The organism is Kushneria sp. Sum13 (genome assembly GCF_052692355.1).
Genome location: NZ_CP199847.1, coordinates 3094291 through 3120290, shown reverse-complemented (window position 1 = coordinate 3120290; position 26000 = coordinate 3094291). Strand labels below are relative to the sequence as shown.

The following is a 26000-nucleotide window of genomic DNA, read 5'->3' as shown; positions in this document are numbered from 1 at the left end:
CAGCCCCCTTTCAGGCTGTCATGCATTCTTGGTCTCCGCCCAGGAATCCATTTATTTAAAAGCGACGCCAACATGCCCATTGCCGCGCGCCCGAGCGCGCCATTCGTCTATTGCCTTTAATATCGATGGTCAGCAGTAGACCAAAGGGCAACAACAAGAGGGCGTGAAGATGATGATTGTCGATCTGATTGATGGCGATGATTTTCGAATGCGGCTGGTGGCACTTGGCGTCCACATTCCTGAAGGTGCAGGGCCTGATACCTGCGCGCGCATGGCGCTGTGCAAGCATCGGGGAGAGGGCGTTGAGGGGCTGAAGGAGCTGGTGGACGAGCTGGTAAGACGCTCGGATATTCTGCTGCCATCGGTGCGACAGGCCATTGATCACTATCTGCTTCCGGCGTTGTATTAGCTGAAATAAAAAAGGGACCGGCCCACACATTGTGGCCGGTCCCTTTAACGTCATGATGGTGTTTAAATCTCGTGTATTTAAACCTCTCGTCTTTAAACCCCTGACACGTCTTTAAATCCCTGAATCAGCCCTTGGCCAGATGCAGGGCCGGCGTGTCCTGACCCAGATGGGTGAGCATGCGCTCGCCGTACCAGTTGACGAAGTCGATGACGCCGAACTCGTAGGTTTCGGAGTACGGGCCGGGCTGGTACGCCCTTGAGTTGATGCCGCGCTGGTTCTCTTCGGCCAGTTGACGGTCCTGGTCATTGGTGGCATCCCAGACGTGACGCAGGCGTTCGGGATCGTAATCCACGCCTTCCACGGCGTCCTTGTGCACCAGCCACTTGGTGGTGACCATGCTCTGCTGCGGACCCAGCGGCAGCACGCGGAAGACCACGGCATGATCGCCCATGAAATGGTTCCAGGAATTGGGCAGGTGCAGGATGCGCAGTGAGCCCATGTCAGGGCTGGTCAGACGACCCATGAGCTTGTTGCAGCCCGGCTTGCCGTCCATGGTCATGGAAACCACGTTGTCCAGCAGCGGTGTGCGGGTCAGGCGATTGCGCTTGCCGAAACGCTTGAGCTGCCAGGGCACCTGCTCGTTGTTCCAGTCGGCCTGCTTGCGAGTGACCAGTTCCTTGTACTTGTCGGTGGCACGCGGGTCTTCGGTGTCATCGAACTCGATCAGCGAGTTGAGCAGCTCCGGGTGCGCGCCGTTGCAGTGATAGCACTCGCGATTGTTTTCGATGACCAGCTTCCAGTTCGCCTGTTCAACGATGGTGGTTTGCGTGGCCACCTTGACGTTGTCCATGTCATACGGCTCAAGGTAGTGCTCGAGCGTGACCAGGAAGTCATCAATGGCGGGCGCTTCTTCACTCAGATTGATGAAGATGAAGCCACCGGCGGTGCGAACGTTGACCGGCTTGAGGCCGAACTCGTTCAGGTCGAAATTGGTGCCCATGTCGCTGCCGGCAAACAGCAGGCGGCCATCAAGTTCATAGGTCCACTGGTGGTAGGGACAGACCAGCTTGGCAACCTTGCCCTTTTCCTTGGTGCAAAGCCTTGAACCGCGGTGACGACAGACGTTGTGAAAGGCATGGACCACGCCTTCGGCGCCACGAACGATGACGACCGGGTTGTTGCCGATCTCCAGCGTCATGAAATTGCCCTTGGCGGGAATTTCACAGGTCATGCCGGCAAAAAGCCATTCCTTCTCAAACACTTCCTGCATGTCGAGCGCGAAAAAACGCGCATCGTTGTAAAACGGCTGAGGCAGTGAGTAGGTGGGGTTTCGATTCTGAAGCAGGTCGGCCGCGGCCTTGCGGGCCTGATTCAGAGCGTCATCCGGTCCATATGAAGCTGTCATGTCCATACCAAATATCCTTTTCATTGCCGCTTTGGGGGAGAAGGCGACAATACGGTTGAGCGGATGTTATTTATTGTGTGAGACCTGGCATTTACGCACGGAAAACTGATCCATCTTGATTGATGGCGATTGTGGTATAAGGCCATGGATTTCGGTTGTCTACCCGCGACATGAAAGAGTGTCACGACGACCTGATTGGTCGAAGAAAGACAGAAAGTGGGGGTGAAAGGCATGCGCGTGTCGCTGAGAGACAAGCCTGGTGCGAGAGGCGTCACCAGAATGCCAGACTGAAAGGGTGTCGGACCGTATCGTCAATACGGATCGGCGAGCGAATAGCTGCGGCACTGCCAGGCAGAGAATATCATGACAATGAACTACTTCAATCCGGTTACAACTCAGACCTGGGCCAACGGCCGCCACGAGGTTCGCTGCGTCAAGATCATCCAGGAAACCCCTGATGTGCGCACCTTTTGCTTCATGGCAGAACAGCCCGTGTTGTTCTTTTTCAAGCCCGGGCAGTTCGTGACGCTTGAACTGGACATCGACGGCGAGCAGGTCATGCGCTCGTATACGATCTCCAGCTCGCCTTCCATCCCCTACAGTTTCTCGATTACCGTCAAACAGGTGCCGGGCGGCAAGGTTTCCAACTGGCTGCACGCCAACATGAGCGTCGGCGACAAGATTGCCGTCCACGGCCCGGTCGGTAACTTCAACTCGATCGATTTTCCGGCCGACAAGGTCCTGCTGTTGTCCGGTGGGGTCGGTGTGACGCCGCTGATGTCGATGACGCGCTGGTTTTTTGACACCAATGCCAATGTGGATGTCGAGTTCATCCATAGTGCCCGCGCGCCGCGCGATGTGATCTATCACCGCGAACTCGTGCACATGTTCTCGCGTATCCCCGAGTTCAAGCTGCACATCGTCTGTGAAAAGAAAGAGGACATCGGCGAGGCGTGGGCCGGCTATCGAGGCTTTTTGACCCAGCCCATGCTGGAGCTCATGGCACCTGACTTTCTTGAGCGCGAGATATTCTGCTGTGGCCCCGTGCCCTACATGAACGCGATCAAGAACATTTTGCGCGCGAACAACTTCGACATGGATCACTACCATGAAGAGCTGTTCGGTGCGACGCCTGCCGATGTCAAGGAAGAGGCGCTCGAGATGGCCGAGATGGCCGAAGAGGCGGCCGAAAATATCGTCGAGGCCGATCTGGTCACCGTCGAGTTTGCAAGCTCCGGCAAGAGCGTTCAGGTTCAGGTGGGCGAGACGGTCCACAGCGCCGCAGCCCAGCTGGGTCTGCATATTCCCAAGGCCTGCGGTATGGGCATCTGCGGCACCTGCCGGGTCGAGCTCAAGTCAGGCGAAGTCGATATGGACCACAATGGCGGGATCACCGACGAGGACGTCGAAGAGGGTTATATCCTGTCGTGCTGCAGCCGCGTCAAGGGCGACCTGGTGGTGGATTTCTAAACCCCCGGGCTTCTGACATCCGATGGTCATCGGTGGCCGTCACAAGCGGGGAGGGCGGGGACGGGTGGCGATGAAACGTGTGCGATGAAACATGGTCGCCCGTGTCGAGTCACCATCCTGATGCCGGCCTCTGCAAACATCCTGATCCCTGCTTCTGAAAACCTCTGAAAGCCGGCATTAAAAAAACGCTCATGACCCTGTGGTCATGAGCGTTTTTTGTCATGCGACGTTTTGACATGACGTTATGTGTCGTCAAAAGCAGCGCATGTCGTCAGGCTCGATCAGGCGGCGCCGAGCATGCCGTGCGGGTCGAGGACAAACTTGCTGGCCATGCCTGCATCAAACTGCTCGTAGCCCTGCGGTGCGTCTTCCAGCGAGATGACCTGCGCGTTGACGATCTCGGCAATGTTGAGACGACCGTGCAGGATAGCCTGCATCAGCTGGCGGTTGTACTGAACCACCGGTGTCTGACCGGTATGGAAGGAGTGACCCTTCGCCCAGCCCAGACCGAAGCGCAGGCTCAGGCTGCCGGTCTGTGCGGCTTTCTCGGTCGCACCCGGATCTTCGGTCACGTACAGCCCCGGAATACCGATGGAGCCGCCTTCGCGAGTCACTTCCATCATCTGGTTGAGCACGACGGCAGGCTGCTCCTTGCCACCATGGCCGATGGCCTCGAAACCAACGGCATCGATGGCGCTGTCAACGCTGGGCTCGCCGACGACGGCAGCAATCATTTCGCCGAGACGGTCGTGCTTGTTCAGGTCGATCGGCTCAAAGCCCATCTTGCGCGCATGTTCCAGACGCTGATGGTTGAAGTCGCCGATCATGACCACGGCAGCACCCAGAAGACGTGCGGAGGCGGCAGCAGCCAGACCGACCGGGCCTGCGCCAGCCACGTAGACCGTTGACCCTGCGCCAACGCCTGCTTTCAGCGCGCCGTGGAAACCGGTCGGCAGAATGTCGCTGAGCATGGTCAGGTCGCGAATCTGATTCATCGCCTGATCACGATCCGGGAACTTGAGCAGGTTGAAATCGGCATACGGCACCATGACGTAGCGCGCCTGACCGCCAACCCAGCCACCCATGTCGACGTAGCCATAGGCACCGCCGGCACGATCATCATTGACGTGCAGGCACAGGCCGGTGTGGCCTTCCTTGCAGGTACGGCAACGGCCGCAGGCCACGTTGAAGGGCACGGATACGATGTCGCCGATATTGAGGAATTCGACGTCACTGCCCTTTTCGATGACTTCACCGGTGATCTCGTGACCCAGCACCATGCCCTGGGGTGCAGTGGTACGACCGCGCACCATGTGCTGATCCGAACCACAGATGTTGGTGGACACCACCTTCAGGATGACTCCGTGGTCGATGGGCTTGCCGTTGGGCGTTTCCATTTTCGGGTAGGCAATGTCCTGTACTTCGACCTTGCCCGCACCCATGTAAACCACGCCGCGATTGTCTGACATGCTGGAACCTCCTGGTGCCATCACTTGCGTTTAAAGATACCAGGCCAGCAGGGCGCGCTGACGCACCATAAAGGTGCAAAAAACGGCCGGGACGGATGCCTGGAGCTCTAGAGTGGAACAGCCACGAAAGGGAGAGTTGTCCGTGCGCGACGTCGCAAGGTGGCTGCGCGACGTCGTTATCCCATGGTCGTATGCCTGTCGTGTAATGACAGTCATGTCGCAAATACACCAGGTGGTGACGTCGGCAAGCATTTCAGGGCAGGGGAGCAGCGATACCATCGCAACAGGATAGCGTGCGATAGGAACCCCTGGCAGAGCACGCGACCAATTCCAGATAACAAATGATTTGATGATAAGGAGGCGTGATGCTTCATCATGGTTTCTCCCCCAGTGCACAGCTGTCTGATTACGACGCAGCCCTGGCCGAGGCGATCGCTGAAGAAACACAGCGACAGGAAGCGCATATCGAACTGATCGCTTCCGAAAACTATACCAGCCGCTATGTCATGCAGGCGCAGGGCTCGCAGCTGACCAACAAGTATGCCGAAGGCTATCCGGCACGCCGCTATTATGGTGGCTGCGAGTTCGTCGACAAGGTCGAGGCCATGGCCATCGAGCGCGCCTGCGAACTGTTTGGCGCCCACTACGCCAACGTTCAGCCGCACTCCGGCGCTCAGGCCAATGCGGCCGTATTCATGGCGCTGGTCAAGCCGGGCGACACCATTCTCGGCATGAGTCTGGCCCATGGCGGCCACCTGACCCACGGCGCCGCCCCGAATTTCTCCGGCAAGTACTACAACGCCGTTCAGTACGGCCTGAATCCCGACACCGGGCAGATCGATTACGACGAAGTGGCCTCACTGGCCCGCGAGCATCAGCCCAAAATGATCATCGCAGGCTTCTCGGCCTATTCACGTGTGATCGACTGGCAGCGCTTTCGCGAAATTGCCGATGAAGTCGGCGCCTATCTGATGGTCGACATGGCTCATATCGCCGGTCTGGTTGCCGCGGGCCTTTATCCGAGCCCGCTGCCCCATGCCCATGTCGTGACCACAACCACACACAAGACCCTTCGCGGTCCGCGTGGCGGCCTGATCCTGTCAGCCGACAGCGATGAGACGCTCTACAAAAAGCTCAACGGCGCGGTGTTCCCGGGCCAGCAGGGCGGCCCGCTCATGCACGTGATCGCGGCCAAGGCCGTGGCGTTCAAGGAAGCCATGACGTCGGACTTTGCCGACTACCAGCGTCAGGTGATTGCCAATGCGCGCGCCATGGCCGATGTCTTCATCAGCCGCGGCTTTGACGTGGTCTCCGGTGGCACCGATGACCATCTGTTTCTGGTCTCCCTGATCAAGCAGGGTGTCACCGGAAAGGATGCCGATGCCGCCCTTGAGCGCGCCTGCATCACCGTTAACAAAAATGCCGTACCCAACGATCCGCAAAGCCCGTTTGTGACCTCGGGACTGCGTATCGGCACCCCGGCCGTGACCACTCGCGGATTCGTTGAGAAGGACTGTCAGGAACTGGCGTCCTGGATCTGTGACATTCTGGATGCGCTTGCAGCGCAGAAAAATATCGAGTCGGTCGAAAGTGATGTTCGTGGCAGGGTGGAGTCACTGTGCGCACGTTATCCCGTCTATGGTCAAAGTACGGCCAGAGCGAATCAGCGGCTCGAGAGTGAAACCTCCGTAGTCTGAATACGGCCGACAGAAGGCTCCGAAGGAGCCGATCAAGGAGAAAGTCATGCAACGTTATTCCGGCTTCGGACTGGTTAAACATGCGTTCGGTCATCATGAAAACTGGGAGCGCCAGTGGCGTAACCCAGAGCCCAAGAAGCGCTACGATGTCATCATCGTGGGCGGCGGCGGCCACGGGCTGGCCACGGCTTATTACCTGGCAAAGGAATTCGGCGTCAAGAATGTCGCCGTGATTGAAAAGGGCTGGCTGGGCGGTGGTAACACGGCGCGTAACACCACCATCGTGCGTTCCAACTATCTGTGGGACGAAGCGGGGCGGCTGTACAACCACTCGCTGGATCTGTGGAAGGGTCTGTCACAGGATCTGAACTACAACGTGATGTTCTCCCAGCGTGGGGTGCTCAACCTGGGCCACACCCTGCAGGACATGCGTGACATCCAGCGTCGCGTCAATGCCAACCGTCTCAACGGCATCGACAGCGAAGTGGTCACGCCTCAGCAGGTCAAGGAAATCGAGCCCGAGATCGACATCACCAACCGGGCGCGCTATCCGATCATGGGCGCCTCCTGGCAGAAAAGTGCCGGCGTGGCACGCCACGATGCGGTCGCCTGGGGCTTTGCCCGCGGTGCCGACTCACACGGTGTGGATCTTTTGCAGAACACCGAAGTGACCGGCTTCAAGATTCGCGATGGCAAGGTGCTGGGTGTCCACACCAACCGTGGCGACATCGAAGCCCATACGGTGGGCTGTGTGGCGGCAGGCAACTCGGGTGTGCTGGCGAAAATGGCCGGCATCAAGCTGCCGCTGGAGTCGCATCCGTTGCAGGCACTGGTTTCCGAGCCGCTCAAGCCGATTCTCAATACGGTCACCATGTCCAACCACGTTCACGGCTACGTGAGCCAGTCGGACAAGGGCGATCTGGTCATCGGGGCCGGCATCGACGGCTACCTCGGTTACGGTCAGCGCGGCAGCTATCCCACCATCGAACACACCCTGCAGGCCATCGTCGAGATGTTCCCGATGTTTTCGCGGGTTCGCATGAACCGTCAGTGGGGCGGCATCGTGGATACCTGCCCTGACGCCTGTCCGATCCTGTCCAAGACGAAGGTCAAGGGACTGTATTTCAACTGCGGCTGGGGTACCGGTGGTTTCAAGGCCACACCCGGTTCGGGACACGTTTTTGCTGCCAGTCTGGCAAAGGGTGAAATGCATCCGATCGCGGCACCCTTTTCCATCGACCGTTTCCATACCGGCGCGCTGATTGATGAACACGGCGCCGCTGGCGTGGCGCACTGAGGAGAGCCCAACATGTTTTATATCTTTTGCCCTTACTGCAAGGAGCACCGCGAGGAAGAGGAGTTTCATCCCCGCGGCCAGGCCCATCTCATGCGCCCCGAAGACCCTGAAAACACAACCGACGAGGAGTGGGGCGACTACCTGTTCTTCCGCGATAACCCGCGCGGTATCCACCACGAAATGTGGGTGCACTCGGTCGGCTGTCGCAAGTTTTTCAACATCACCCGCAACACGGTGACCTACGAAATCCTCGAGACCTATCCGATGGGCGAGCAGCCGACCATTACGGCAGACAGCCCCGAGATTCATCATGAAAATGGGGTCCAGGTGGCTGATGGCGGCTGGCAGACCGTCGGTGCGCAGCCCGAGAACAAGGCGCTTAACGAGGAGGCCTCGTCATGACCCAGAGCAATCGCATTTCGACAGGCGGGCGCATTGATCGCTCGCACGGCCTCGAGTTCAACTTCAACGGCCAGAGCTATCAGGGCTACGCCGGTGACACGCTGGCCTCCGCCCTGCTTGCCAATGGCGTGGACATCGTCAACCGCAGCTTCAAGTACTCCCGTGCCCGCGGCATCGTGGCCGCCGGCGCCGAAGAGCCCAATGCCCTGGTGCAGCTGGGAGCGCGCAAGGATACCCAGGTGCCCAACGTACGTGCCACGCAGCAGGCGCTTTACGATGGCCTGGTCGCGCGCAGCACCAACGGCTGGCCGAACGTCCAGCGTGACGTGATGAGCTGGGTCGGCAAGCTGGGCGGCAACTTCATGCCGCCGGGTTTCTACTACAAGACCTTCATGTCGCCGGCTTCAATGTGGATGACCTATGAGAAGTACATCCGCATGGGCGCAGGGCTTGGCCGTGCCCCGACTGAATCCGATCCGGACATCTATGACCACATGCATCATCACTGTGATGTGCTGGTCATTGGTGCTGGCCCTGCCGGTCTGGCCGCGGCGCTGAGCGCTGCCCGTGGTGGCGCACGCGTCATCCTGTGTGATGAGCAGGAAGAAATGGGCGGTTCGCTGCTGGACAGTCGCGAAACGCTTGACGGTACCTCTCCCGTTGCCTGGATCGAAAAGACGATCAGCGAACTGGCCTCCATGGCGACCGTGACGCTGCTGCCGCGCACCACCGCTAATGGCTATCACGATCACAATTTCGTCACGCTGCATGAGCGGCGTACCGAGCATCTGGCCGATACCGCCAGTGATGCCGGTTTCCCGGGGCAGGCACGTGCCCGTCTGCACCGCGTTCGTGCCACGCGTGTGGTGCTGGCCAGCGGTACTCATGAGCGCCCGGTGGTCTATGCCAACAACGACTTGCCCGGCAACATGGTCGCCGGCGCCGTGTCGACCTACATCCGTCGCTATGCGGTGGTGCCCGGCAACAGCCTGGTGCTGACCACCAGCAACGATCACGCCTATCGTGCGGCACTGGACTGGCAGGAAGCGGGCCGCAAGGTCGTGGCCATCGTGGATGCGCGTGCCAATCCTGACGGTGATCTGGTGCGCCAGGCCCGCGACAGCGGCATCCGCGTGATCACCGGCAGTGCCGTGATCGAGGCGAAGGGCACTCAACGTGTCAGCGGCGCCCGCGTATCAGCGGTCGACCTGGATCATTTCGTGGTCACCGGCCGTATCGAGGATCTGGAGTGCGACACCATCGCAAGCTCCGGTGGCTACAGCCCGGTCGTTCACCTGTCGTCACACACCGGCACGCGTCCGAAGTGGCACGAAGACATGCTGGGCTTTCTGCCCGGTGACGTGAAAGACATGATTTCAACCGGTGGCGTGGCCGGCCATTACGCGCTGGGTGAGACGCTGGCCGATGGCGCTCGCGCCGGACGTCAGGCCGCCATCGACAGCGGGTTCGAGGACGCTGAAGAGCTCAAGCTGCCGGATGTCAAGGAACGTCGCGACGGCCCGTCCTGCGCTCTCTATCAGGCGCCGCACGAAAAACAGGGACTGCGGGCTCCCAAGCAGTTCGTGGACATGCAAAATGATGTCACGGCGTCCGCCATCGAACTGGCCACGCGTGAAGGCTTCGAGTCCATCGAGCACGTCAAGCGCTACACCGCGCTGGGCTTTGGTACCGATCAGGGCAAGCTGGGCAACATCAATGGCATGGCCATTGCCGCGCGCTGTCTGGGCCGCTCGATCCCGGAAGTCGGCACCACGGTGTTTCGTCCCAACTACACGCCGATCACCTTCGGCGCCATTGTGGGACGTCACTGCGACGAACTCTTTGACCCCAAACGCTATACCGCGCTGCACCAGTGGCACGTTGAAAACGGTGCCGAATTCGAGGATGTGGGCCTCTGGAAGCGCCCCTGGTACTTCCCGCGCAACGCCAATGGCAAAAAGGAAAGCATGCATGACGCCGTGGCCCGCGAGTGCCTGGCCGTGCGTGAAGGCGTTGGCATCCTGGATGCGTCAACGCTGGGCAAGATCGACATTCAGGGCCCGGATGCCCGTGAGTTCCTGGGTCGCGTCTACACCAACAAGTGGGCCAAGCTGGAGCCGGGTCGCGTTCGTTACGGCCTGATGTGCAAGGACGACGGCATGCTGATGGACGATGGCACCACCAGCTGTCTGGGGGACAACCATTTCCTGATGACCACCACCACTGGTGGTGCGGCAGGCGTGCTGGAGTGGCTGGAGCTGTGGCATCAGACTGAATGGCCCGAGCTGCAGGTCTACTTCAACTCGGTCACTGACCACTGGGCCACCATGACCGTGACCGGGCCCGACGCGCGCAAGCTGATGTCGGAAGTCACCGACATCGACCTTGATCGCGAAAAGTTCAAGTTCATGGACTGGAAGGAAGGCAATGTGGCGGGTATCCCGGCACGTGTGTTCCGTATCTCGTTCACCGGTGAGCTGGCCTATGAGATCAACGTCCAGGCCAACTACGCCATGCACGTCTGGAAAACCCTGTTCGAACACGGCGAGAAGTACAATCTGACGCCTTACGGCACGGAAACGATGCACGTACTGCGCGCCGAGAAGGGTCTGATCATCGTCGGTCAGGACACCGATGGTTCGGTGACGCCTGAAGATCTTGGCATGCAATGGGCGATTGGTTACGACAAGCCGTTCCACTGGATCGGCAAGCGTGCCCTGAGCCGCCCGGACACCATGCGGGGTGACCGCAAGCAGCTGGTCGGTCTCAAGCCGAAGGATGCGAGCATCGTGCTGGAAGAGGGTGCCCAGATCGTGCTTGATCCCAACGAGTCGATCCCCATGACCATGATGGGACACGTCACCTCGAGCTATTACAGTCCGTCACTTAAAGGCAGCTTTGCGCTGGCCGTACTGAAAAACGGGCGCGAGCGCATGGGCGAGACCGTCTATCTGCCCATGTCCGATGGCAAGACGCATGAGGCTGAAGTCGTCAGCACCATCTTTATCGATCCCAAGGGAGAGCGCCAGAATGTCTGACGTCAAGGAATTCGAGACCCGCCCGGCCGACGATTCGAAGGCGGAGTCACCGCTTGCATGGTCGCTGCACGAGCAGAAATCGCTGCCGCATGCTTCTAACCCGGGAATCATCCTGAGTGAGAAGCCCTTTCTGGGCCATCTGATCCTGCGTGGCGGTGCCATCGTCATGGATGAGGCAGTGCGTGAGGTCATGGGCATGGCTCTGCCGGCACGCCCGCTGGCGCTGGTGAGTGATGACAGCGGGGAGCGCTCGATCCAGTGGCTGTCGCCCGATGAGTGGCTGGTCATTGTGCCCGGCGGTGAGGAGTTTGCGCTGGAGCAGAAGCTGCGCCAGTCGCTGGGACAGTCGCACTTCAGCATCGTCAACGTCGGTGGCGGTCAGACCGTTCTGTCGCTGAAGGGAAAGGCGTCGCGCGACGTGCTCATGAAGTCCATTTCCTATGATGTGCACGAAGAGGTGTTTCCGGTCGGCAAGGGCGTGTCCACGGTCTTTGCCAAGGCCACCGTCATCCTGCGCAGGCCGGAAGAAGATGGCTGGGAGCTGGTGATTCGTCGAAGCTTCGCCGATTACTGCTATCGCTGGCTGCTCGACGCCGCAAAAGAGTATGGCGTCAGCGTCACACGATAAGTCCTGATGAGAGGGCCGGGGGCAGACGCTCCCGGCCTTTTTTCATCCGTGCTATTGCCTGGCCGCTTTAACCATCATCTGCTCTACCCGTCATCTGCTCCAACCGTCATCTGCTCTATTACCCACAACAAGAGAAATGCCATGACCCGAACCGCTGATACCTGGATCCTTGCGGCGCAGTGCCCCAGCATTTTGGGCACCGTGGATGTCGTCACGCGCTTTCTCAAGGAGCAGCGCTGCTACATCACAGAGCTCAACTCCTTTGATGATCGACTGACTGAGGGCTTTTTCATCCGCGCCGAGTTTCGCCCGCTGGAAGACAACTTCAGCGCTGAGGCCTTTGAAAGGGATTTCGGCGAGCGTGCGACTGAGTTCGACATGTCATTTGAACTGACGCCGCCCAACAAGCGCACCAAAGTCGTGATCATGGTCTCAAAGGCCGATCACTGTTTAAACGATCTGCTGTATCGCTACCGCACCCATCAGCTGCCGATGGAAATCTGTGCGGTCGTCTCCAACCATCCCGACCTTGAGCCGCTGGCCCAGTGGCATGGCCTGCCCTGGTATCATCTGCCGGTCACCCCGGAGACCCGCGAGGCGCAGGAGCAGCAGATTCTCGACATCATCGAGCGCACCGATGCCGAGCTGGTCATTCTGGCACGCTACATGCAGGTCCTGTCAGCGCACATGTGTGACGTGCTGGCCGGAAGGGCCATCAATATCCACCATTCCCTGCTGCCTGGTTTCAAGGGCGCTAAACCCTACCATCAGGCCTATGAAAAGGGCGTCAAGCTGGTGGGCGCCACGGCGCACTACATCAACAATGATCTTGATGAAGGGCCCATCATTGCCCAGGGCGTCGAGACGGTCGACCATGCCCACTATCCGGAAGATCTGGTCGCCAAGGGGCGTGACATCGAGTGTCTGACCCTGTCACGCGCGATCGGCTACCATCTCGAACGTCGCGTATTTCTCTATTCGGGCCGAACGGTCGTCCTCGGTCACTGAGTTGTTTTTCAGTCAAACAGCCAGGCGGGGCCTCTTTGCGGCGCTTTTCAAGGGCGTCGGCCCCGCCCTGTCATTACCGATCCCAGGGTTGCCTTGCGTTAGTCTGGCCGCGGGCAGCTCTTCCCAATGCGTGGACCACCGGTTGGTCCGATACACACAGCGCAACTGCCCGTCGACGTCCTGACGCGGCCCTCCAATCGTCACCGTATTGCGCCTGAAGCGGGTGTTGAGCTGCTCCAGCGCTGCCACCAGGCGGCCCCCTGCGCCCGACTGCAGCATTTGAAAGACATCAAACTACTGCTCGACGCCAGCATCAAGAAGGTCTAATAAGCGATATAGACGCTAAGCATTCGCCTGCCATTGCCGTTAAAACCTGGAAAGCGTTCAGGAAAAATTTTTTTGAAGGCGACGGCGTGGATGTCAAACGTCGTTTTCGGCGACTGATCCTCCTTGCATTAGGGCTGATATGCAGATCAATAAAAAGATTCCTTCTCCCTATGCCAGTCGTGGGGTCATCCTCGGTCTAATCGCTGGCATGATGCTCAGTGTGGCTGCCAGCCTCGCCATGGCCAACTTTAACCATCAGCGTGCTGAGCAGGTGGCCATCGCGGCTGCAGAAAACACCGCTGATGCTGTGCTCAACCGTCTGAAGCTTTACGAATATGGATTGCGAGGCACTCGTGGCGCGATTCAGGGCATGGGGGAAGGGGCCATTAGCCGTGAGCATTTCAATGGTTACAGCCGCAGCCGTGATGTTGATGGGGAATTTCCGGGGGCTCGGGGTTTCGGCTTTATCCGCCGTGTCGCGCGTCAGGATGAAGCCACTTTTCTCGCCCGGGCACGGGCCGATGGCTGGCCCGATTTCAAGATCCGCGAGCTTGCCCCGCATGATGCAGAGCGTTATGTCATTGAGTACGTCAGCGAGGTCGAGCGCAACCGGCAGGCCGTGGGTCTGGATATCGCGTCTGAAGCCAATCGCAGGCAGGCCGCACTGTCTGCCATGCGCAGCGGAGAGGTACAGCTCACCGGGCCGATTACGCTCGTACAGGCGACGGGGTTACCCCGGCAGTCCTTCCTGATTCTCATGCCGATTTACCGTGGCGGGGTCACGCCGGATACGGTTGCCGCGCGCGAAGCGCAGGCGTTTGGCTGGAGCTACGCGCCGTTGATCACTGATGAAGTGCTCGGTAGCTTACATTTGCGGGAAAAGGGCGTCAGTCTTGAACTGAGTGACATTACCGATCCCGCCAATCGCGTCGTGTTTTACCGATCTGCCGAGGCCGCGTCTCGGGAAGTCGTGTTTTCACACACCACAGTGCGCGATGTGTTTGGCCGCCGCTGGCAACTGCACTTCGATGCCCATCCTCTGTTTATCAGACAGCTTCACCAGCTCTCTCCCTGGCTGGTGCTGAGCGTTGGAATAATGCTGACGGGTCTATTGGCGGGCTTGTTCGGTGTCCTGAATCTCAGCCGGACACGACAAATGCAGGTTATCTCGGAACAAGAGAGACTGGCCACCATTGTGGAAAGTTCGGTCGACGGCATTATTGGCAAGGACATCAATGGCACGATAACCAGCTGGAACAGGGGCGCTGAGGTCATGTTTGGCTTCAGTGCCGAAGAGGCGATCGGACGCCGTTTCGTTGATCTTGTGATTCCCGCAGATCAGCGCAATGAGGAGGCAGTGATACTGGCCTCTATCTGTAACGGCAAACCTGTTGCCGGCCTCAGCACTCTGCGCCAGCACAAAAATCAGCATCTGATCCCCGTTTCAATTACCGCGTCACCTATCCGTAACTCCAGCGGGAGGGTTGTGGGGGTCTCAACAACGGTGCGAGATATTTCTCAACAGGTTGCGGCAGAGAAAAGGATTCGCGAACTCAACAGCAGTCTGGAAGCTCAGGTGGCTGACCGTACCGCCAAACTCCACGGGCTCAACCTGTTGTTGGGCAATGTTCTGCGCTCGGCCTCCGAGGTCGCCATCATCGCTACAGACTGCGATGGCATCATTCAAATTTTCAACACCGGCGCCGAGCGCATGCTGGGATACAGCGCGGCAGAGTTAATGGATCGGGGCAATCTGGTCGATTTCCACCTGAGTGAAGAGGTGGCGGCTTACTCGCATGAATTGACGTCTGGGGCCGGCCAGGTCGTAGAGGGCTTTCGGGCGCTGGTTTACAGGGCCGAACACAACATCGCGGAAACCAGAGAGTGGACCCATGTTCGCAGGGATGGCTCAAGACTGCCGGTTTCCCAGGTGATCACGGCCATGCGCAATGAACAGGATGTATGTACCGGCTATCTGGCCATTGCCATTGATCAGACGTCGCGTAAAGCCTCCGAGGCTGCGCTTGTCTCGGCCCGGGATCAGCTGTTGATGGCCGCCGAAGTGGCCGGGCTCGGTATCTGGTCCTGGAGCCCCGCTGATAACGCCTTGAGCTGGAATGACCGCATGTTCGAGATCTTCGGTCTGCCTCCTGGCTTGCGCGAATCCGGGCTGAACTATGAGCACTGGCGCGCCCGTGTGCACCCGGCCGATGTTGAGATGGCTGAAGGCCGGCTGAATCAAATGCTGACGAATGGGGCCAGGTATGACCCCGTGTTCCGCATCGTACGACCGGACGGTGACGAGTGCTTCGTACAGGCCGGTGCTCAGGTCGAGCGCGATGCCATGGGGCGCGTGCTCAGGGTCACCGGCATCAACCGCGATATCACCGCGCAGCGCGAGCTGGAGTCACGCTTGCTGTATGCCAGGGAGCAGGCGGACGCCTCCAGCGCCGCCAAATCCTATTTTCTGGCCAACATGAGCCACGAAATCCGCACACCGATGAACGCCGTGCTGGGCATGCTGCACCTGGTACAGAACACGGCGTTGAACACTCGCCAGCTGGATTACGTCAGCAAGGCAGAGAGCGCGGCGAAATCGCTGCTGGGGTTGCTCAACGATATCCTCGACTATTCCAAGATCGAAGCCGGCAAGTTATTGCTGGATGAACATGCCTTCGAGCTGGAACCTCTGATGCGTGACCTGGCAGTGGTGCTGTCAGGCAATCAGGGCGACAAGGCAGTTGAAGTCCTGTTCGATCTGGACCCACAACTGCCCTGTACATTGATCGGCGACAGCCAGCGCCTGCAGCAGGTGCTGATCAACCTGGCCGGCAATGCGCTCAAATTCACCCATACGGGTCAGGTGATTGTCCGAGTGCAGGAGCTTCAGCGGCAAAACGAAGTGCTACAGATTCGCATTGAAGTGACCGATACCGGTATCGGGATCAGCCCCGATCAGCTGACACGGATCTTTGATGGTTTCACCCAGGCAGAGGCTTCAACGACCCGGCGCTTTGGTGGCACTGGCTTGGGATTGGTGATTTCCAGACGGTTGATCAACCTGATGGGCAGCGAGTTGCAGGTCAGCAGCGAGCCCGGGGTGGGTAGTCGATTCTGGTTTGACCTCGAGCTGGGGATGGCTGAAAAGACGCCGCTACGTGCCTCATGCCCGGGCACTGACCGTCCAATGCGCCTGCTGATCGCAGACGACAATGAGGTCGCCGGTCTTCTTCAGGTACGCATGGTGCAGGCTTTGGGGTGGCAGGCCGATCTGGTGCACAACGGCCTGCAGGCGGTGGAACGTGCACAACAGATGCAGCAGGCGGGCAAGGGCTACGATGTGATTTTGATGGATTGGAAAATGCCCACCATGGATGGGTTGAGCGCCGCGAGCCTGATCCATCAGCAAGGCCAGGGGCAACGTATGCCCATGATCATCATGATTACGGCCTATGGGCGTGAAGTGCTATGTGATGCCCGGCAGGAGGGTGAAGTACCTTTTGCAGGCTTCCTCAGCAAGCCGATAACGCCTTTACAGCTGGCGGATACCATTTACGGATTGTTGAATGAAGAGCAGACGGCTGAACCGTCACTCGCCAGTCGGCGCGCGGCGCAACCCCGGCGTCTGGACGGGCTGCGTTTGCTGGTGGTGGAGGACAATATGCTCAATCGTCAGGTGGCCTTCGAGCTTTTACAGGGGGAGGGCGCTCAGGTCACCCTTGCCGAAGGGGGGATTGAAGGCGTGCAGCTGGCCACCAATGGCGCGAAGACATTTGATGCGGTGCTGATGGATATCCAGATGCCCGATATCGATGGCCTGGAAGCCACCCGTCGGATCCGCCTGGATGCCGCCAGAGGGGCGGTAAAGATCATCGCCATGACGGCCAATGCTTCAGGTTCGGATGAAAAGGCCTGTCTGGCGGCGGGTATGGATGACCACCTGGGCAAGCCCATCGATCTGGACAAAATGGTGGCCACGTTATTGCGCCATACCGGCCAGGTCGGCGTTGAGCCCGCAGCGCAGACACAGGCAGCGTCGCAGGATTCGGTGCTGGAGCCCATCGACGCGATCGAGCGACGTTTTGGCGGCAACCATGCATTGATTTGCGATGTGTTAAGCCGTTTTGCCCAGGACCAGGCAAGTCAACTCGTGCGCCTGGAGGCTCGGATGGCGCAATACGATGCGACCGGAGCCGCCTCCGTGTTGCATGCCATCAAGGGCAGCAGCGCTACCATGGGCGCGCAATCACTCTCGCGGCTGGCCGGGGAGATGGAGCATCGCTTGCGCCATGATGATGACGCCAGTGTCAAAGCGCTATTGTCCGATGCCTCATTGATTGAAGCACTGACCAGCGTTTTGCGCACGAGCGACGAGATGTTGAGAGCCGCGTTTGATCTGCCGCCCGGTCAATGCTCGCCCGCCGGCTCTGACTCGCTGTCCAAAGCGCAATGGCGCGAGGGGATGAAAACGATTATGAAGCTGTTGGAAGACAGTAATATGCAGGCCATTGAGCAAAGCGAAGCGTTGCAAGCGGTGACGCCACAAGCGCTGAGAGCCCAATTCGATGCCTTTGTTGATCTGGTCAGGTCGCTGGATTTTGCGGCATCCATATCGGCTGGCCAGAAGTTGCTGGATTCGGTCTAAGGAATTATTCATGCAACATTGGCTGAAAGGTTCACAGAGAAAACCAAGGCTGCTGCTGGTGGATGACCAGCGCATTAATATTCTGACCCTGCATGAATTGTTTCGAGAAGAGTGCGACATCTTCATGGCCATGACCGGCGAGCAGGCTTTAGAGACATGTCGGAAATTGTCGCCTGATTTAATCCTGCTCGATGTGCACATGGAAGGGCTTGATGGTCATGAGGTGTGTCGCCGTCTCAAGAAGGATCCGAAAATCCGTGATATCCCCGTCATTTTCGTGACGGCTCAAGGGACCGAAGAAGATGAGGTGCTTGGTCTGGAGCTCGGCGCGGTAGATTTCATCGTCAAGCCGATCAATCCGATAATCGTCAGAGCGCGTGTTAATACCCATCTGACGCTCAAATATCAGAGCGACATGCTGCGCTCCCTCGCTCAGCTTGACGGTCTTACCGGCGTTGCCAACCGTCGCAAGTTTGATGAGGAACTGGAGCGAACCTGGAGACGCAGCCTGCGCGAGAAGACCGAGCTCTCGATCATCATGATCGATATCGATTATTTCAAACGCTATAACGATCACTACGGACATCTGCAGGGCGATACGTGCCTGCGATCTGTCGCCGGTGCGCTGGCCACCACGGTTAATCGGCCATACGATTTGCTGGCGCGCTATGGCGGCGAGGAATTCGTCTGCCTGTTACCCAATACTGATTTGAATGGCGCAGTGGTGGTTGCCGAGCGCATGCAGGCTGGTGTCCAGGCCCTTCAGCTTGAACATTCGGGCTCCGAGATCGGGCAGTTGTTGACTGTGTCGATGGGGGTTTCGGCGATGATGGCCAACGCGATGGACAGACCGCAGGTATTGATGGAGGCAGCAGACAAGCAGCTTTATCAGGCCAAGCAGGCCGGGCGCGCTCGCATTCGGTTTGGCAGTTAATTTCTGCTGTGTAGTGATTTTCTGCAGGGCCAGCTCGAGAAGAGAAGGGAGCGCTTTTCGAACGCCTCGCCCCGATATGAGACTTCCTCCGATGACTGCCAACGCCCGGACTCAGGGTTTTTGGCGACCTTATGGGTCACTTGTCGGGCACGTCTTCCAGCTCACGTCGCCATCGCTGCAGGGTGCGGCGTTGCCGGCGTGTCTTGAACTGCTCGGTACGGGCATCGTCCGGCACCAGCAGGACGCGGCCATCGTCGGCTTTTTGAATGTGGAATGTTCGACGGGCACCAATCTGATGGTGTTCTGCGCCAAAATTGGCAATCAGACTGATCTCGATCGACACCAGTTCATCGTCGCCGGCAATGTCGTGATTCTCATCAAACTCGATGCCTCCGGCAAACCCGGCCTGTCGAATCATGTTGCCAAAAGTGCCTGCATCCATGTAATCGCCCGAGACCATGGGCCCCTGACGGGTGAATTCATGAAGGCTGATGTCTCTACCCTTGTCATGACGGTCGAGGCTGACCGGCTGGCCCGAGTCATCGACGATATCGGTGACATTGCAGAGCCACTGCGTTTTTGAAGTGGTGATCCGTGCCATGACAAGATCGATAAAGACGCTTTGCTTGCTCATGTTGCTGAACAGGCACACCGAGTTGATATCCCGCCCCTTGCCTCGATTGATGATGATCTGGGGGCGGCGCTGCATCCGAAAGTTGTGCAGCAAAAGCTGTAGATAGGCAGCCCAGATGATCAGCATCCCTACGCTGGTAATCCCGCTGAACGTGGACGCATTTTCGGTAATCCACTGCCACAGGCTATCCAGCGAGGAAAACATTTAAAAAACTCTTTGGGTTATGGGGTGCGATATTCAGCGCAAACAGGTCATGAGACGAGCCGCAGACTGACCGGCAGTTTGCCACTGATATGAAGATAATTTTTGTCAAAATCGGCAAATTCTGCGAGCTGCCGCCAGTCAAGGATGGTCAGTGTCTTGCGATAAAGCGAGACCAGTTTCTTGTGTCTCAAAAGTTGCAGGGAGCGATTAAGGTGGACAGGCGAAAGCCCCAGCGCTTCGCTCAGAGCCACCTGGGTCAGCGGAAAATACATGCTGTTGTCGTCTGTCCTGCCAATGATGGCATAGCGGGTAAACAGCTCGCAAAGCAGATGGGCCAGGCGCATGGCGGCCGGTCGGCGAGTGACGTTTAAAAGCCACTCTCCCATCATGGAAGTATCCACGACCGAGGACCAGGCAAGGCCATTGGCAAGACCTGAACCGGGCGTCAGGCGCGAAAGAAACTTCTGGCGATCCAGTCGGGTCAGGCGGATATCCGACAGCGCCTTGACACTGTAGCCCGGGCGGTAGTGAACGGAAGAGATATCTTCACACTGGTCACCGGGCAGGATCAGGGAAATGATTTGATCGGTACCGTCATGGGCAGTCTTGAAACGACAGGCCCAGCCATCAGTGACAATGTTGACCTTGTCCGACTTCTCACCGGCACTTGCCAGTCTCTGCCCTCTGGCAAAGCGATGTTTGCCGTCAACACACTCCTGAATGGCGGCCTTTTCTTCCTGGGTCAAACAGGAGTAGAAATTCATTTTGTTGATAAATGAATACATGCACGTTCCCTTGTCGCATCCTCCGACTGAATGAGCCTGAAATATCCTGGAAGGAGAGTGGGTTAACCTCTTTTGATAGCGCATGCTCTGGGCGCCTCTCATTATCCTGCTTAATATATCCCGTGAGAGCAGGTTAAAATAAATAACCCAGATTAGTAGAGGCCTGTAAAAAAAGCGCTCATGTAGCATTGGGGGGTGCTTGCTGTAACATTTAATTAACGGACACTGTTTGACTTTGAATGACTTGATTTTTAATCATCACTTATTCGAATTATTGTTCGTTAACAGAGTCTTTTTGTGCACGTCCTGTTCAGTAAAACAGCGATAATTGCTTTAGGTTGATAATCCGGATGGCCGAATAAGGGTCAATTGGCGCAAGGCTTTTGTTCGTTCCAATAACATGTTGAGATGATCTCTCTACCTGGAGTGCTGCCATGATCGATCCTTTGCTTGAAAAGCTTAAGCACTATACGGATCTGGAAAAACGCGAAGTCAGGATGCTGCGCGCAGCGCCCACGCGGGAAAAGCGCCTTGAAAATGGCGATTACATCATCAAGGAAGGCGAAAATCCTCCCGCCGTCCATCTGATCATTGATGGCTGGGCATGCCGCTGCAAGATGCTCTCTGATGGGCGTGAACAGGTCATGGGGTATTTGATCAAGGGAGATCTCTGTGATCTTCATGTCACCCTGCTGTCCCGGATGGATCACTCGATACGCGCCATTACGACCACGACCGTTGGCATGGTGCCTGAAGAAAGTATTAATCGGATCATCGAGGATTTTCCCCGCCTTGCCCGGGCCCTGTTCTGGTCTTTAATGGTGGATGAAGCCGTGGCCCGGCACTGGATCCTCAACATTGGCCTGCGCAGCGCTGAAGCGCGTGTTGCTCATCTTTTTTGTGAGCTGCTTGTGCGCTTTCAGATTGCCGGTCTCATACAGGGAAACACGCTGGAGATGCCAATGACCCAGGCCAATCTTGGCGAGGCGCTGAGTCTGACGCCGGTCCATATCAATCGGGTGTTACAGCGGTTGCGCCAAAAGGGGCTGATTGCCCTTGCACGCAAGGAGTTGACGGTCATTGACCCTGAAGGCCTGAAAGAGGTGGCCGAATTTGACGCTGTTTATCTGCATCTGGATAAACGACTGGTGAACCATAAGGGCGAGTTGATCAATAAAAAAGAAAAGCGAATCCTTTCGCCCTGAATCAATATTGTCTTCCTTGACCGGGGTAATTCCCTTTACCCGAAAACGTTTCTATCTTCCCTGATAGAGCGTTCATTGTGATGCTTTTCAGTAGCAATCTATATAATTTAAATTAATTAATTCTAATGATTTGTGTTGATTTTGTTACTGACATGAAGGGACATGACCTACAGATTCTGGAGCCGGGCTCCCATGTGTCGCGATGAGTGATGTCAGCCAACAGAGAACGGCGCCGTAAGGGCGCCGTCTTTCGTAACAGATATCCTTCATACCGATATCATGATCAGGCGCGCTGGGCCTTCCAGCTTCTGATGCCCAGTACTGCCAGGGTGACCGTGGTCAGGGGCAATGCATAGAACAATACGGCGTCGCCCAGCAGGGTGGCGCTGTCCTGTCCGGTCGAATAGAGCACCAGATAGGCGGTATAGGCGATGTAGTAGGCAAAAAACAACAGCCCTTCCCAGCGATCAATTCGGTAACCGGTAAAGAAAATCGGCAGGCAGGCGATCGACACGGCAATCATGACCGGGAAATCGAATGCCAAAGCATTGGGCGAGACAACAATCGACTGTGGCGATACAAGTGAGGCCAGCCCCAGTACACACAGCAGATTAAATAACCCGCTGCCCACCACATTGCCCACGGCAATATCGCGTTCGCCGCGTACGGCGGCCAGAACCGAGGTGGCAAGCTCCGGCAGGGAGGTCCCGACGGCCACCACGGTCAGGCCGATCACCAGATCGGAAAGCCCCAGCGCGCGGGCCAGTGTCGTGGCGCCTTCTACAAGGAAGTGAGAACCGCCTACCAGCAGCGCCAGCCCCGCCAGTACCATCACCAGATTGAGTACCCAGGCATTGCTTCGTGCTGGCGTAGCTTCAACGGGGGATTCGACGCTCTGCTGCACGCGCTCTTCCCTGCTCTCACGCATGCTGCTTTTCACCATGTACACTGTGTAGGCGATAATTCCTGCAAATAAAATGGCGCCATCAAGACGGCTGAGCGTGCCATTGGCAGCCAGCACCCAGGTCAGTATTCCAGCGGCGATCAACAGAGGGACATCCAGGCGAATCAGCTGACGCGAGACAATCAGCGGCGCGATCAGGGCTGTCAGGCCCAGAATCAGCAGCACGTTGGCAATGTTGCTGCCGACCACGTTACCAATTGCCAGATCCCCCTTGCCACTCAGTGCCGACTGTACGCTAACGGCCGTTTCCGGCGCGCTGGTACCAAAGGCCACCACGGTCAGCCCGATCACCAGCGGTGATATGCCAAAAAGAGCGGCGAGCTTCGATGCCCCCCGCACCAGTATTTCGGCTCCCCCCACCAGCAGAACCAGGCCTGCGGCCAGATACACGAAGGTCATCAGTGTCATTACAAGGCATCTCTTTTCAATGTGATGTCAAAGCTTTGTCGTTGGCCGTTTTTCGATAATGATCAAAAGAATAGTCATCGCCAATACAGATTGCCTCGATGACAAACTGAAGCATGCCGCAAAAAGCGCCGTTGGGATGGGCGTATCCGAAAGAATGTGCCGGGAGGGTAAATGCGCAAACAGGCGAGGCCCGCACCGTGGTGCGGGCCTCGAAAGTGATGATCAGGCGTCGGCAGGAAAATCAGCGTTTGGCAGTAGTGTCTTCTTCTTCCGAACGCTTCAGGAAGGTTTGCGTGATGGCGGGAAGATGCTCCTCCAGCCATTTGGCCATGTCCTCTTCCTGCTTGAGAATGCGCTCACAGGCTGATCTGACTTCAGGTTCACCCAGATAGTCGGCTGCGCCGATCAGGGCGCGATAGTTGGCAATCTCGAAGTGCTCGAAGGCATAGCTGGCAGCGCCGCCCTTGACGACTTCATCACTGGTAAACATCCCGCCCATGCCCTGGGCCGTCGCAGCCATCTTGCCGCCCATATCCTTGAAGCTCGAGGTGCTGCCGTGCAGGCGGGTGATGCACTCTTCCAGAAGTTCGGACTGGCCGCGGGTTTCTTCGAGATGTTGCTCGATGCGGGCCTTGAGCTCGGGATAGTGCTCCAGCCGTTTGGCCTGCGCCTCGAGCATGGTCTCTGCCTGCTTTTCCATGGCGTGAGCGTCGCGCAGCCAGTCCATGAGATGAGATTTGGCATCGGTAGTCATGATCAATGTCCTTTTGATGGAAAAGCGATGTCTGCAGTAGATCTGTCAGCCGGCTGTCCCCGGATGGGCTAGAGCTGCTCTTTTTGCGCACCCGAGCCAGGCTTTGCCTTGCCCAGCGTCGGCACCTGACCCAGCGGTTCGGGCTGCTGCTTGAAACTGTACTGGCTGCGGCCATCCAGTGACGGCCCTTCGCTCCACCGCCCCTGAGGGGCTTCCTTGTCGAGCAGCGTGTTGAGGAAATAGTACGAGTGCTCGGTCGCCTCGTGTTCCTCGGGTGTGCTGTTGGGAATCGGCAGGCTTTCCTGCAAACCACCCAGGTCTTCTATGACGGCCAGCCACTGCTGCTGGTGATAGGTATCGCGCGCGATCAGAAAGGACAGAAAATCCTTCATGCCCTTATCGTCTGTCCAGTTGTACAGCCGCGAGGCCAGTACGCGGCCACTGGCTTCCGCTGCCACGTTGGCCTGCATATCAGCAGCAATGTTGCCGGTGGCATAGACATGGCTCATGTCAAAGGGGACGCCGTTGGCGTTGACCGGCATGGCAGACAGCCCGGAGGAGAGCAGATGGCGCGGATTGGCACCGCCCAGGATCGCATTGATGACCGGATCCTTTGCAGACGCTTCCTGATAGGAGACGGGGGCGCCTTCCAGGTTGAGCGCCACGGCATGGCCCAGCATTTCGATGTGGGACAGTTCTTCGGTTGCCGTGGACATCAGAAGATCACGAATGCGGTCGTCACCCCGCGCGCCCATGGCCTGAAAGAAATACTGCATGGCGACACGGATTTCTCCCTCAATGCCACCAATGGCCTGCTGCAACAGCATGGCAAACTGCGGGTCAGGCTTGTCGACACGAACGGGATACTGAAGCTTTGAGGAATGATGGAACATGAATGCCTCCCTGCATGATGTTCAATAAAACAAAAACCGATGGAGAAGCCGGCATGACAGGTCGATATGTGAGCGCTGCGCCCTTTGTCAATCAGTCCATTAAAGAGGCAGGCTACCACGCGGCTACTGCATCAAGCGTGGGCAGGAAGGCAGGGAACAGCAAACTTTATAAGGTGTTTTAATATAGTTAAATGTGTCGTTTTGAAGGAAGTTAATCGCCATCAAGGCGATTTTTAAAAGATGTACTACGCATGGCGAGCGGTCGGGGACATACGTTATGTGGCACAGGAGGGAAGCCGCAGTGATCGGGGTTCGGCGCATGTGTTACGAGCCCCGGGCCGTCACGTGACGGGCTCCGGCATGCGTTACGGGCCTTTCGTTACAGGCCTTCAATGGTAATGTTTTGCCGCCAATGGTTGAGCTGTCGTCGCTGACGCCAGGAGGTGAGCATGTGGGTATTGTGCCTTTCCGGTACGAGCATGAGCTGGTTGTCATTGTCCCGAACAAGGTTGAACCGGCGTCGTGCTCCGATCGGGCGCTTTTCTGTCCCCTGAATGGCAATCAGATTGATCTCGATGGCCTTGATTGTCTCGCCGCTGTCCTTGACGGTGTCATCATTGTCAAGCGTCAGGCCATACTGCTGCGCGGCATGGGAAATAATGCGATCAAAGTTGCTCGCCTTCATGTATTGCATCGAATTGAGTGGCCCCATTCGGGTTACCAGCTCGCCTTCCTCTTCTCCTCCGCCCTTGCCGGTCTCACCTTCATCGGTTTTGTCCTCCTCGGAGGAGGACGGCTGCTGGCGGGTGTCTTCATCCGCGAGTTCGGTGATGTCACAGAGCAGCGTCTGCTGATCGGTTTCAAGCCGGGCAATGATGGACTCTACAAACACGACGCCATGGCCCATGTTGCTGATCAGACAGGGGCTGTCGATCCGGCGGGCCTTGCCGTGCTTGATCAGAATGGAAGGGCGTCGCAGCGCACGAGCGTCGCTGACGGCCACCTGCATGGCGATGCCCCATATCAGCACGTGGCCGATACTGGCCAGACCGCCAACCACGATCGCGTTGTCGGTAATCCAGGCCCACAGGGGGTGTAGCTGGCTGAGCATGCCGCCCTCTCTCGATAGGCATGGAAGATATCTGAAACGTCATGGTAGCAGAGCGCAGGCGTCAGCCCCTCATCAAGACGACGGCTCGATCTGCTGGCGCTTTATATGTCGTCCTTGCGGGAAGAAGGGTAATGGGTGAAGCCGAATTCGATAGAAATAACTTATGGGTTCAATTTTGATACGGAATTTAACTTCTACTAACCTTTGCCTTGTCTTCAGTCTGGTTTCAGTTATGGGCTCTGCAAGCGTCATGGCACGTCGACAGGCCATCTTCCGGTACCACTGATGACGTCTTTTCAAACGCAATGGAGTG

General features: G+C 57.7%; 20 protein-coding genes. 11 read left to right on the top strand and 9 right to left on the bottom strand.

Annotated features, from left to right (window positions below; genetic code table 11):
* Positions 1-169 precede the first annotated feature (169 nt).
* Positions 170-409, top strand: a complete 240-nt coding sequence (locus tag ACUN8C_RS14460; RefSeq protein WP_445619866.1) for a hypothetical protein — start codon at positions 170-172, stop codon at positions 407-409.
* Positions 410-533: 124 nt separating this feature from the next.
* Here the strand turns inward: ACUN8C_RS14460 and ACUN8C_RS14455 are convergent, their stop codons facing one another.
* Positions 534-1820 (bottom strand): aromatic ring-hydroxylating oxygenase subunit alpha, encoded by a 1287-nt coding sequence (locus ACUN8C_RS14455; RefSeq protein WP_445619865.1) that lies wholly within the window; start codon positions 1818-1820, stop codon positions 534-536.
* 357 nt (positions 1821-2177) lie between these two features.
* Between ACUN8C_RS14455 and ACUN8C_RS14450 the strand changes: the two genes are divergently transcribed.
* Positions 2178-3284 carry an FAD-binding oxidoreductase gene (locus ACUN8C_RS14450; protein WP_445619864.1) on the top strand — a complete coding sequence of 369 codons (1107 nt, stop codon included), beginning with the start codon at positions 2178-2180 and terminating at the stop codon, positions 3282-3284.
* Between the two features lie 281 nt (positions 3285-3565).
* Here the strand turns inward: ACUN8C_RS14450 and fdhA are convergent, their stop codons facing one another.
* Positions 3566-4753, bottom strand: coding sequence for a formaldehyde dehydrogenase, glutathione-independent (gene fdhA / locus ACUN8C_RS14445; protein ID WP_445619863.1), 1188 nt, complete (start codon positions 4751-4753; stop codon positions 3566-3568).
* A 365-nt stretch (positions 4754-5118) separates the two neighbouring features.
* Here fdhA and glyA point away from each other — a divergent pair, with 365 nt between their 5' ends.
* The 6 genes from glyA to purU all read left to right on the top strand — a co-directional run bounded on the left by glyA (position 5119) and on the right by purU (position 12823).
* On the top strand, positions 5119-6450 hold the full coding sequence (gene glyA / locus ACUN8C_RS14440) for a serine hydroxymethyltransferase (protein ID WP_445619862.1): 1332 nt from the start codon (positions 5119-5121) through the stop codon (positions 6448-6450).
* A gap of 46 nt (positions 6451-6496) precedes the next feature.
* Entirely contained in the window at positions 6497-7747 is a 1251-nt protein-coding gene (locus ACUN8C_RS14435; RefSeq protein WP_445619861.1) for a sarcosine oxidase subunit beta family protein, read from the top strand.
* Positions 7748-7759: 12 nt separating this feature from the next.
* Positions 7760-8149 (top strand): sarcosine oxidase subunit delta, encoded by a 390-nt coding sequence (locus ACUN8C_RS14430; protein ID WP_445619860.1) that lies wholly within the window; start codon positions 7760-7762, stop codon positions 8147-8149.
* Entirely contained in the window at positions 8146-11187 is a 3042-nt protein-coding gene (locus tag ACUN8C_RS14425) for a sarcosine oxidase subunit alpha family protein (protein ID WP_445619859.1), read from the top strand. Before ACUN8C_RS14430 ends, ACUN8C_RS14425 begins: the two co-directional genes overlap by 4 nt.
* Positions 11180-11815 carry a sarcosine oxidase subunit gamma gene (locus ACUN8C_RS14420; RefSeq protein ID WP_445619858.1) on the top strand — a complete coding sequence of 212 codons (636 nt, stop codon included), beginning with the start codon at positions 11180-11182 and terminating at the stop codon, positions 11813-11815. Before ACUN8C_RS14425 ends, ACUN8C_RS14420 begins: the two co-directional genes overlap by 8 nt.
* 141 nt (positions 11816-11956) lie before the next feature.
* Positions 11957-12823: a formyltetrahydrofolate deformylase gene (gene purU / locus ACUN8C_RS14415; protein WP_445619857.1), complete on the top strand. Its 867-nt coding sequence runs from the start codon at positions 11957-11959 to the stop codon at positions 12821-12823.
* Positions 12824-12835: 12 nt separating this feature from the next.
* Here purU and ACUN8C_RS14410 read toward each other — a convergent pair whose 3' ends face one another.
* Positions 12836-13102: a DUF4113 domain-containing protein gene (locus ACUN8C_RS14410; protein WP_445619856.1), complete on the bottom strand. Its 267-nt coding sequence runs from the start codon at positions 13100-13102 to the stop codon at positions 12836-12838.
* Between the two features lie 187 nt (positions 13103-13289).
* Between ACUN8C_RS14410 and ACUN8C_RS14405 the strand changes: the two genes are divergently transcribed.
* Positions 13290-17795, top strand: coding sequence for a CHASE domain-containing protein (locus ACUN8C_RS14405; protein WP_445619855.1), 4506 nt, complete (start codon positions 13290-13292; stop codon positions 17793-17795).
* Positions 17716-18729, top strand: coding sequence for a diguanylate cyclase domain-containing protein (locus ACUN8C_RS14400; protein ID WP_445619854.1), 1014 nt, complete (start codon positions 17716-17718; stop codon positions 18727-18729). The genes ACUN8C_RS14405 and ACUN8C_RS14400 overlap by 80 nt, the downstream gene beginning before the upstream one ends.
* A gap of 136 nt (positions 18730-18865) precedes the next feature.
* Here ACUN8C_RS14400 and ACUN8C_RS14395 read toward each other — a convergent pair whose 3' ends face one another.
* The gene (locus ACUN8C_RS14395) at positions 18866-19567 is read right to left on the bottom strand and encodes a hypothetical protein (RefSeq protein WP_445619853.1); all 702 of its coding nucleotides are present in this window, start codon (positions 19565-19567) and stop codon (positions 18866-18868) included.
* 47 nt (positions 19568-19614) lie between these two features.
* Positions 19615-20352, bottom strand: a complete 738-nt coding sequence (locus ACUN8C_RS14390; protein ID WP_445619852.1) for a Crp/Fnr family transcriptional regulator — start codon at positions 20350-20352, stop codon at positions 19615-19617.
* A gap of 434 nt (positions 20353-20786) precedes the next feature.
* On the opposite strand from ACUN8C_RS14390, the gene ACUN8C_RS14385 reads away from it, so the two are divergent.
* Positions 20787-21557: a Crp/Fnr family transcriptional regulator gene (locus ACUN8C_RS14385; RefSeq protein WP_445619851.1), complete on the top strand. Its 771-nt coding sequence runs from the start codon at positions 20787-20789 to the stop codon at positions 21555-21557.
* A gap of 283 nt (positions 21558-21840) precedes the next feature.
* Here ACUN8C_RS14385 and ACUN8C_RS14380 read toward each other — a convergent pair whose 3' ends face one another.
* From ACUN8C_RS14380 to ACUN8C_RS14365, 4 genes are all read right to left on the bottom strand, one after another.
* Positions 21841-22929: a calcium/sodium antiporter gene (locus ACUN8C_RS14380; protein WP_445619850.1), complete on the bottom strand. Its 1089-nt coding sequence runs from the start codon at positions 22927-22929 to the stop codon at positions 21841-21843.
* A gap of 241 nt (positions 22930-23170) precedes the next feature.
* The gene (locus tag ACUN8C_RS14375) at positions 23171-23683 is read right to left on the bottom strand and encodes a ferritin-like domain-containing protein (RefSeq protein WP_445619849.1); all 513 of its coding nucleotides are present in this window, start codon (positions 23681-23683) and stop codon (positions 23171-23173) included.
* A 68-nt stretch (positions 23684-23751) separates the two neighbouring features.
* A complete protein-coding gene (locus ACUN8C_RS14370; protein ID WP_445619848.1) occupies positions 23752-24576 on the bottom strand; it encodes a manganese catalase family protein in 825 nt (274 codons plus the stop codon).
* 379 nt (positions 24577-24955) lie between these two features.
* Entirely contained in the window at positions 24956-25687 is a 732-nt protein-coding gene (locus ACUN8C_RS14365; RefSeq protein WP_445619847.1) for a hypothetical protein, read from the bottom strand.
* Between the last annotated feature and the right edge of the window lie 313 nt (positions 25688-26000).

Coding starts and splice junctions, on each gene's coding strand:
- ACUN8C_RS14460 (WP_445619866.1), top strand. CDS start 170: ATGATGATTGTCGATCTGATTGATGGCGATGATTTTCGAATGCGGCTG.
- ACUN8C_RS14455 (WP_445619865.1), bottom strand. CDS start 1,820: ATGGACATGACAGCTTCATATGGACCGGATGACGCTCTGAATCAGGCC.
- ACUN8C_RS14450 (WP_445619864.1), top strand. CDS start 2,178: ATGACAATGAACTACTTCAATCCGGTTACAACTCAGACCTGGGCCAAC.
- fdhA (WP_445619863.1), bottom strand. CDS start 4,753: ATGTCAGACAATCGCGGCGTGGTTTACATGGGTGCGGGCAAGGTCGAA.
- glyA (WP_445619862.1), top strand. CDS start 5,119: ATGCTTCATCATGGTTTCTCCCCCAGTGCACAGCTGTCTGATTACGAC.
- ACUN8C_RS14435 (WP_445619861.1), top strand. CDS start 6,497: ATGCAACGTTATTCCGGCTTCGGACTGGTTAAACATGCGTTCGGTCAT.
- ACUN8C_RS14430 (WP_445619860.1), top strand. CDS start 7,760: ATGTTTTATATCTTTTGCCCTTACTGCAAGGAGCACCGCGAGGAAGAG.
- ACUN8C_RS14425 (WP_445619859.1), top strand. CDS start 8,146: ATGACCCAGAGCAATCGCATTTCGACAGGCGGGCGCATTGATCGCTCG.
- ACUN8C_RS14420 (WP_445619858.1), top strand. CDS start 11,180: ATGTCTGACGTCAAGGAATTCGAGACCCGCCCGGCCGACGATTCGAAG.
- purU (WP_445619857.1), top strand. CDS start 11,957: ATGACCCGAACCGCTGATACCTGGATCCTTGCGGCGCAGTGCCCCAGC.
- ACUN8C_RS14410 (WP_445619856.1), bottom strand. CDS start 13,102: ATGCTGCAGTCGGGCGCAGGGGGCCGCCTGGTGGCAGCGCTGGAGCAG.
- ACUN8C_RS14405 (WP_445619855.1), top strand. CDS start 13,290: ATGCAGATCAATAAAAAGATTCCTTCTCCCTATGCCAGTCGTGGGGTC.
- ACUN8C_RS14400 (WP_445619854.1), top strand. CDS start 17,716: ATGCCTTTGTTGATCTGGTCAGGTCGCTGGATTTTGCGGCATCCATAT.
- ACUN8C_RS14395 (WP_445619853.1), bottom strand. CDS start 19,567: ATGTTTTCCTCGCTGGATAGCCTGTGGCAGTGGATTACCGAAAATGCG.
- ACUN8C_RS14390 (WP_445619852.1), bottom strand. CDS start 20,352: ATGTATTCATTTATCAACAAAATGAATTTCTACTCCTGTTTGACCCAG.
- ACUN8C_RS14385 (WP_445619851.1), top strand. CDS start 20,787: ATGATCGATCCTTTGCTTGAAAAGCTTAAGCACTATACGGATCTGGAA.
- ACUN8C_RS14380 (WP_445619850.1), bottom strand. CDS start 22,929: ATGACACTGATGACCTTCGTGTATCTGGCCGCAGGCCTGGTTCTGCTG.
- ACUN8C_RS14375 (WP_445619849.1), bottom strand. CDS start 23,683: ATGACTACCGATGCCAAATCTCATCTCATGGACTGGCTGCGCGACGCT.
- ACUN8C_RS14370 (WP_445619848.1), bottom strand. CDS start 24,576: ATGTTCCATCATTCCTCAAAGCTTCAGTATCCCGTTCGTGTCGACAAG.
- ACUN8C_RS14365 (WP_445619847.1), bottom strand. CDS start 25,687: ATGCTCAGCCAGCTACACCCCCTGTGGGCCTGGATTACCGACAACGCG.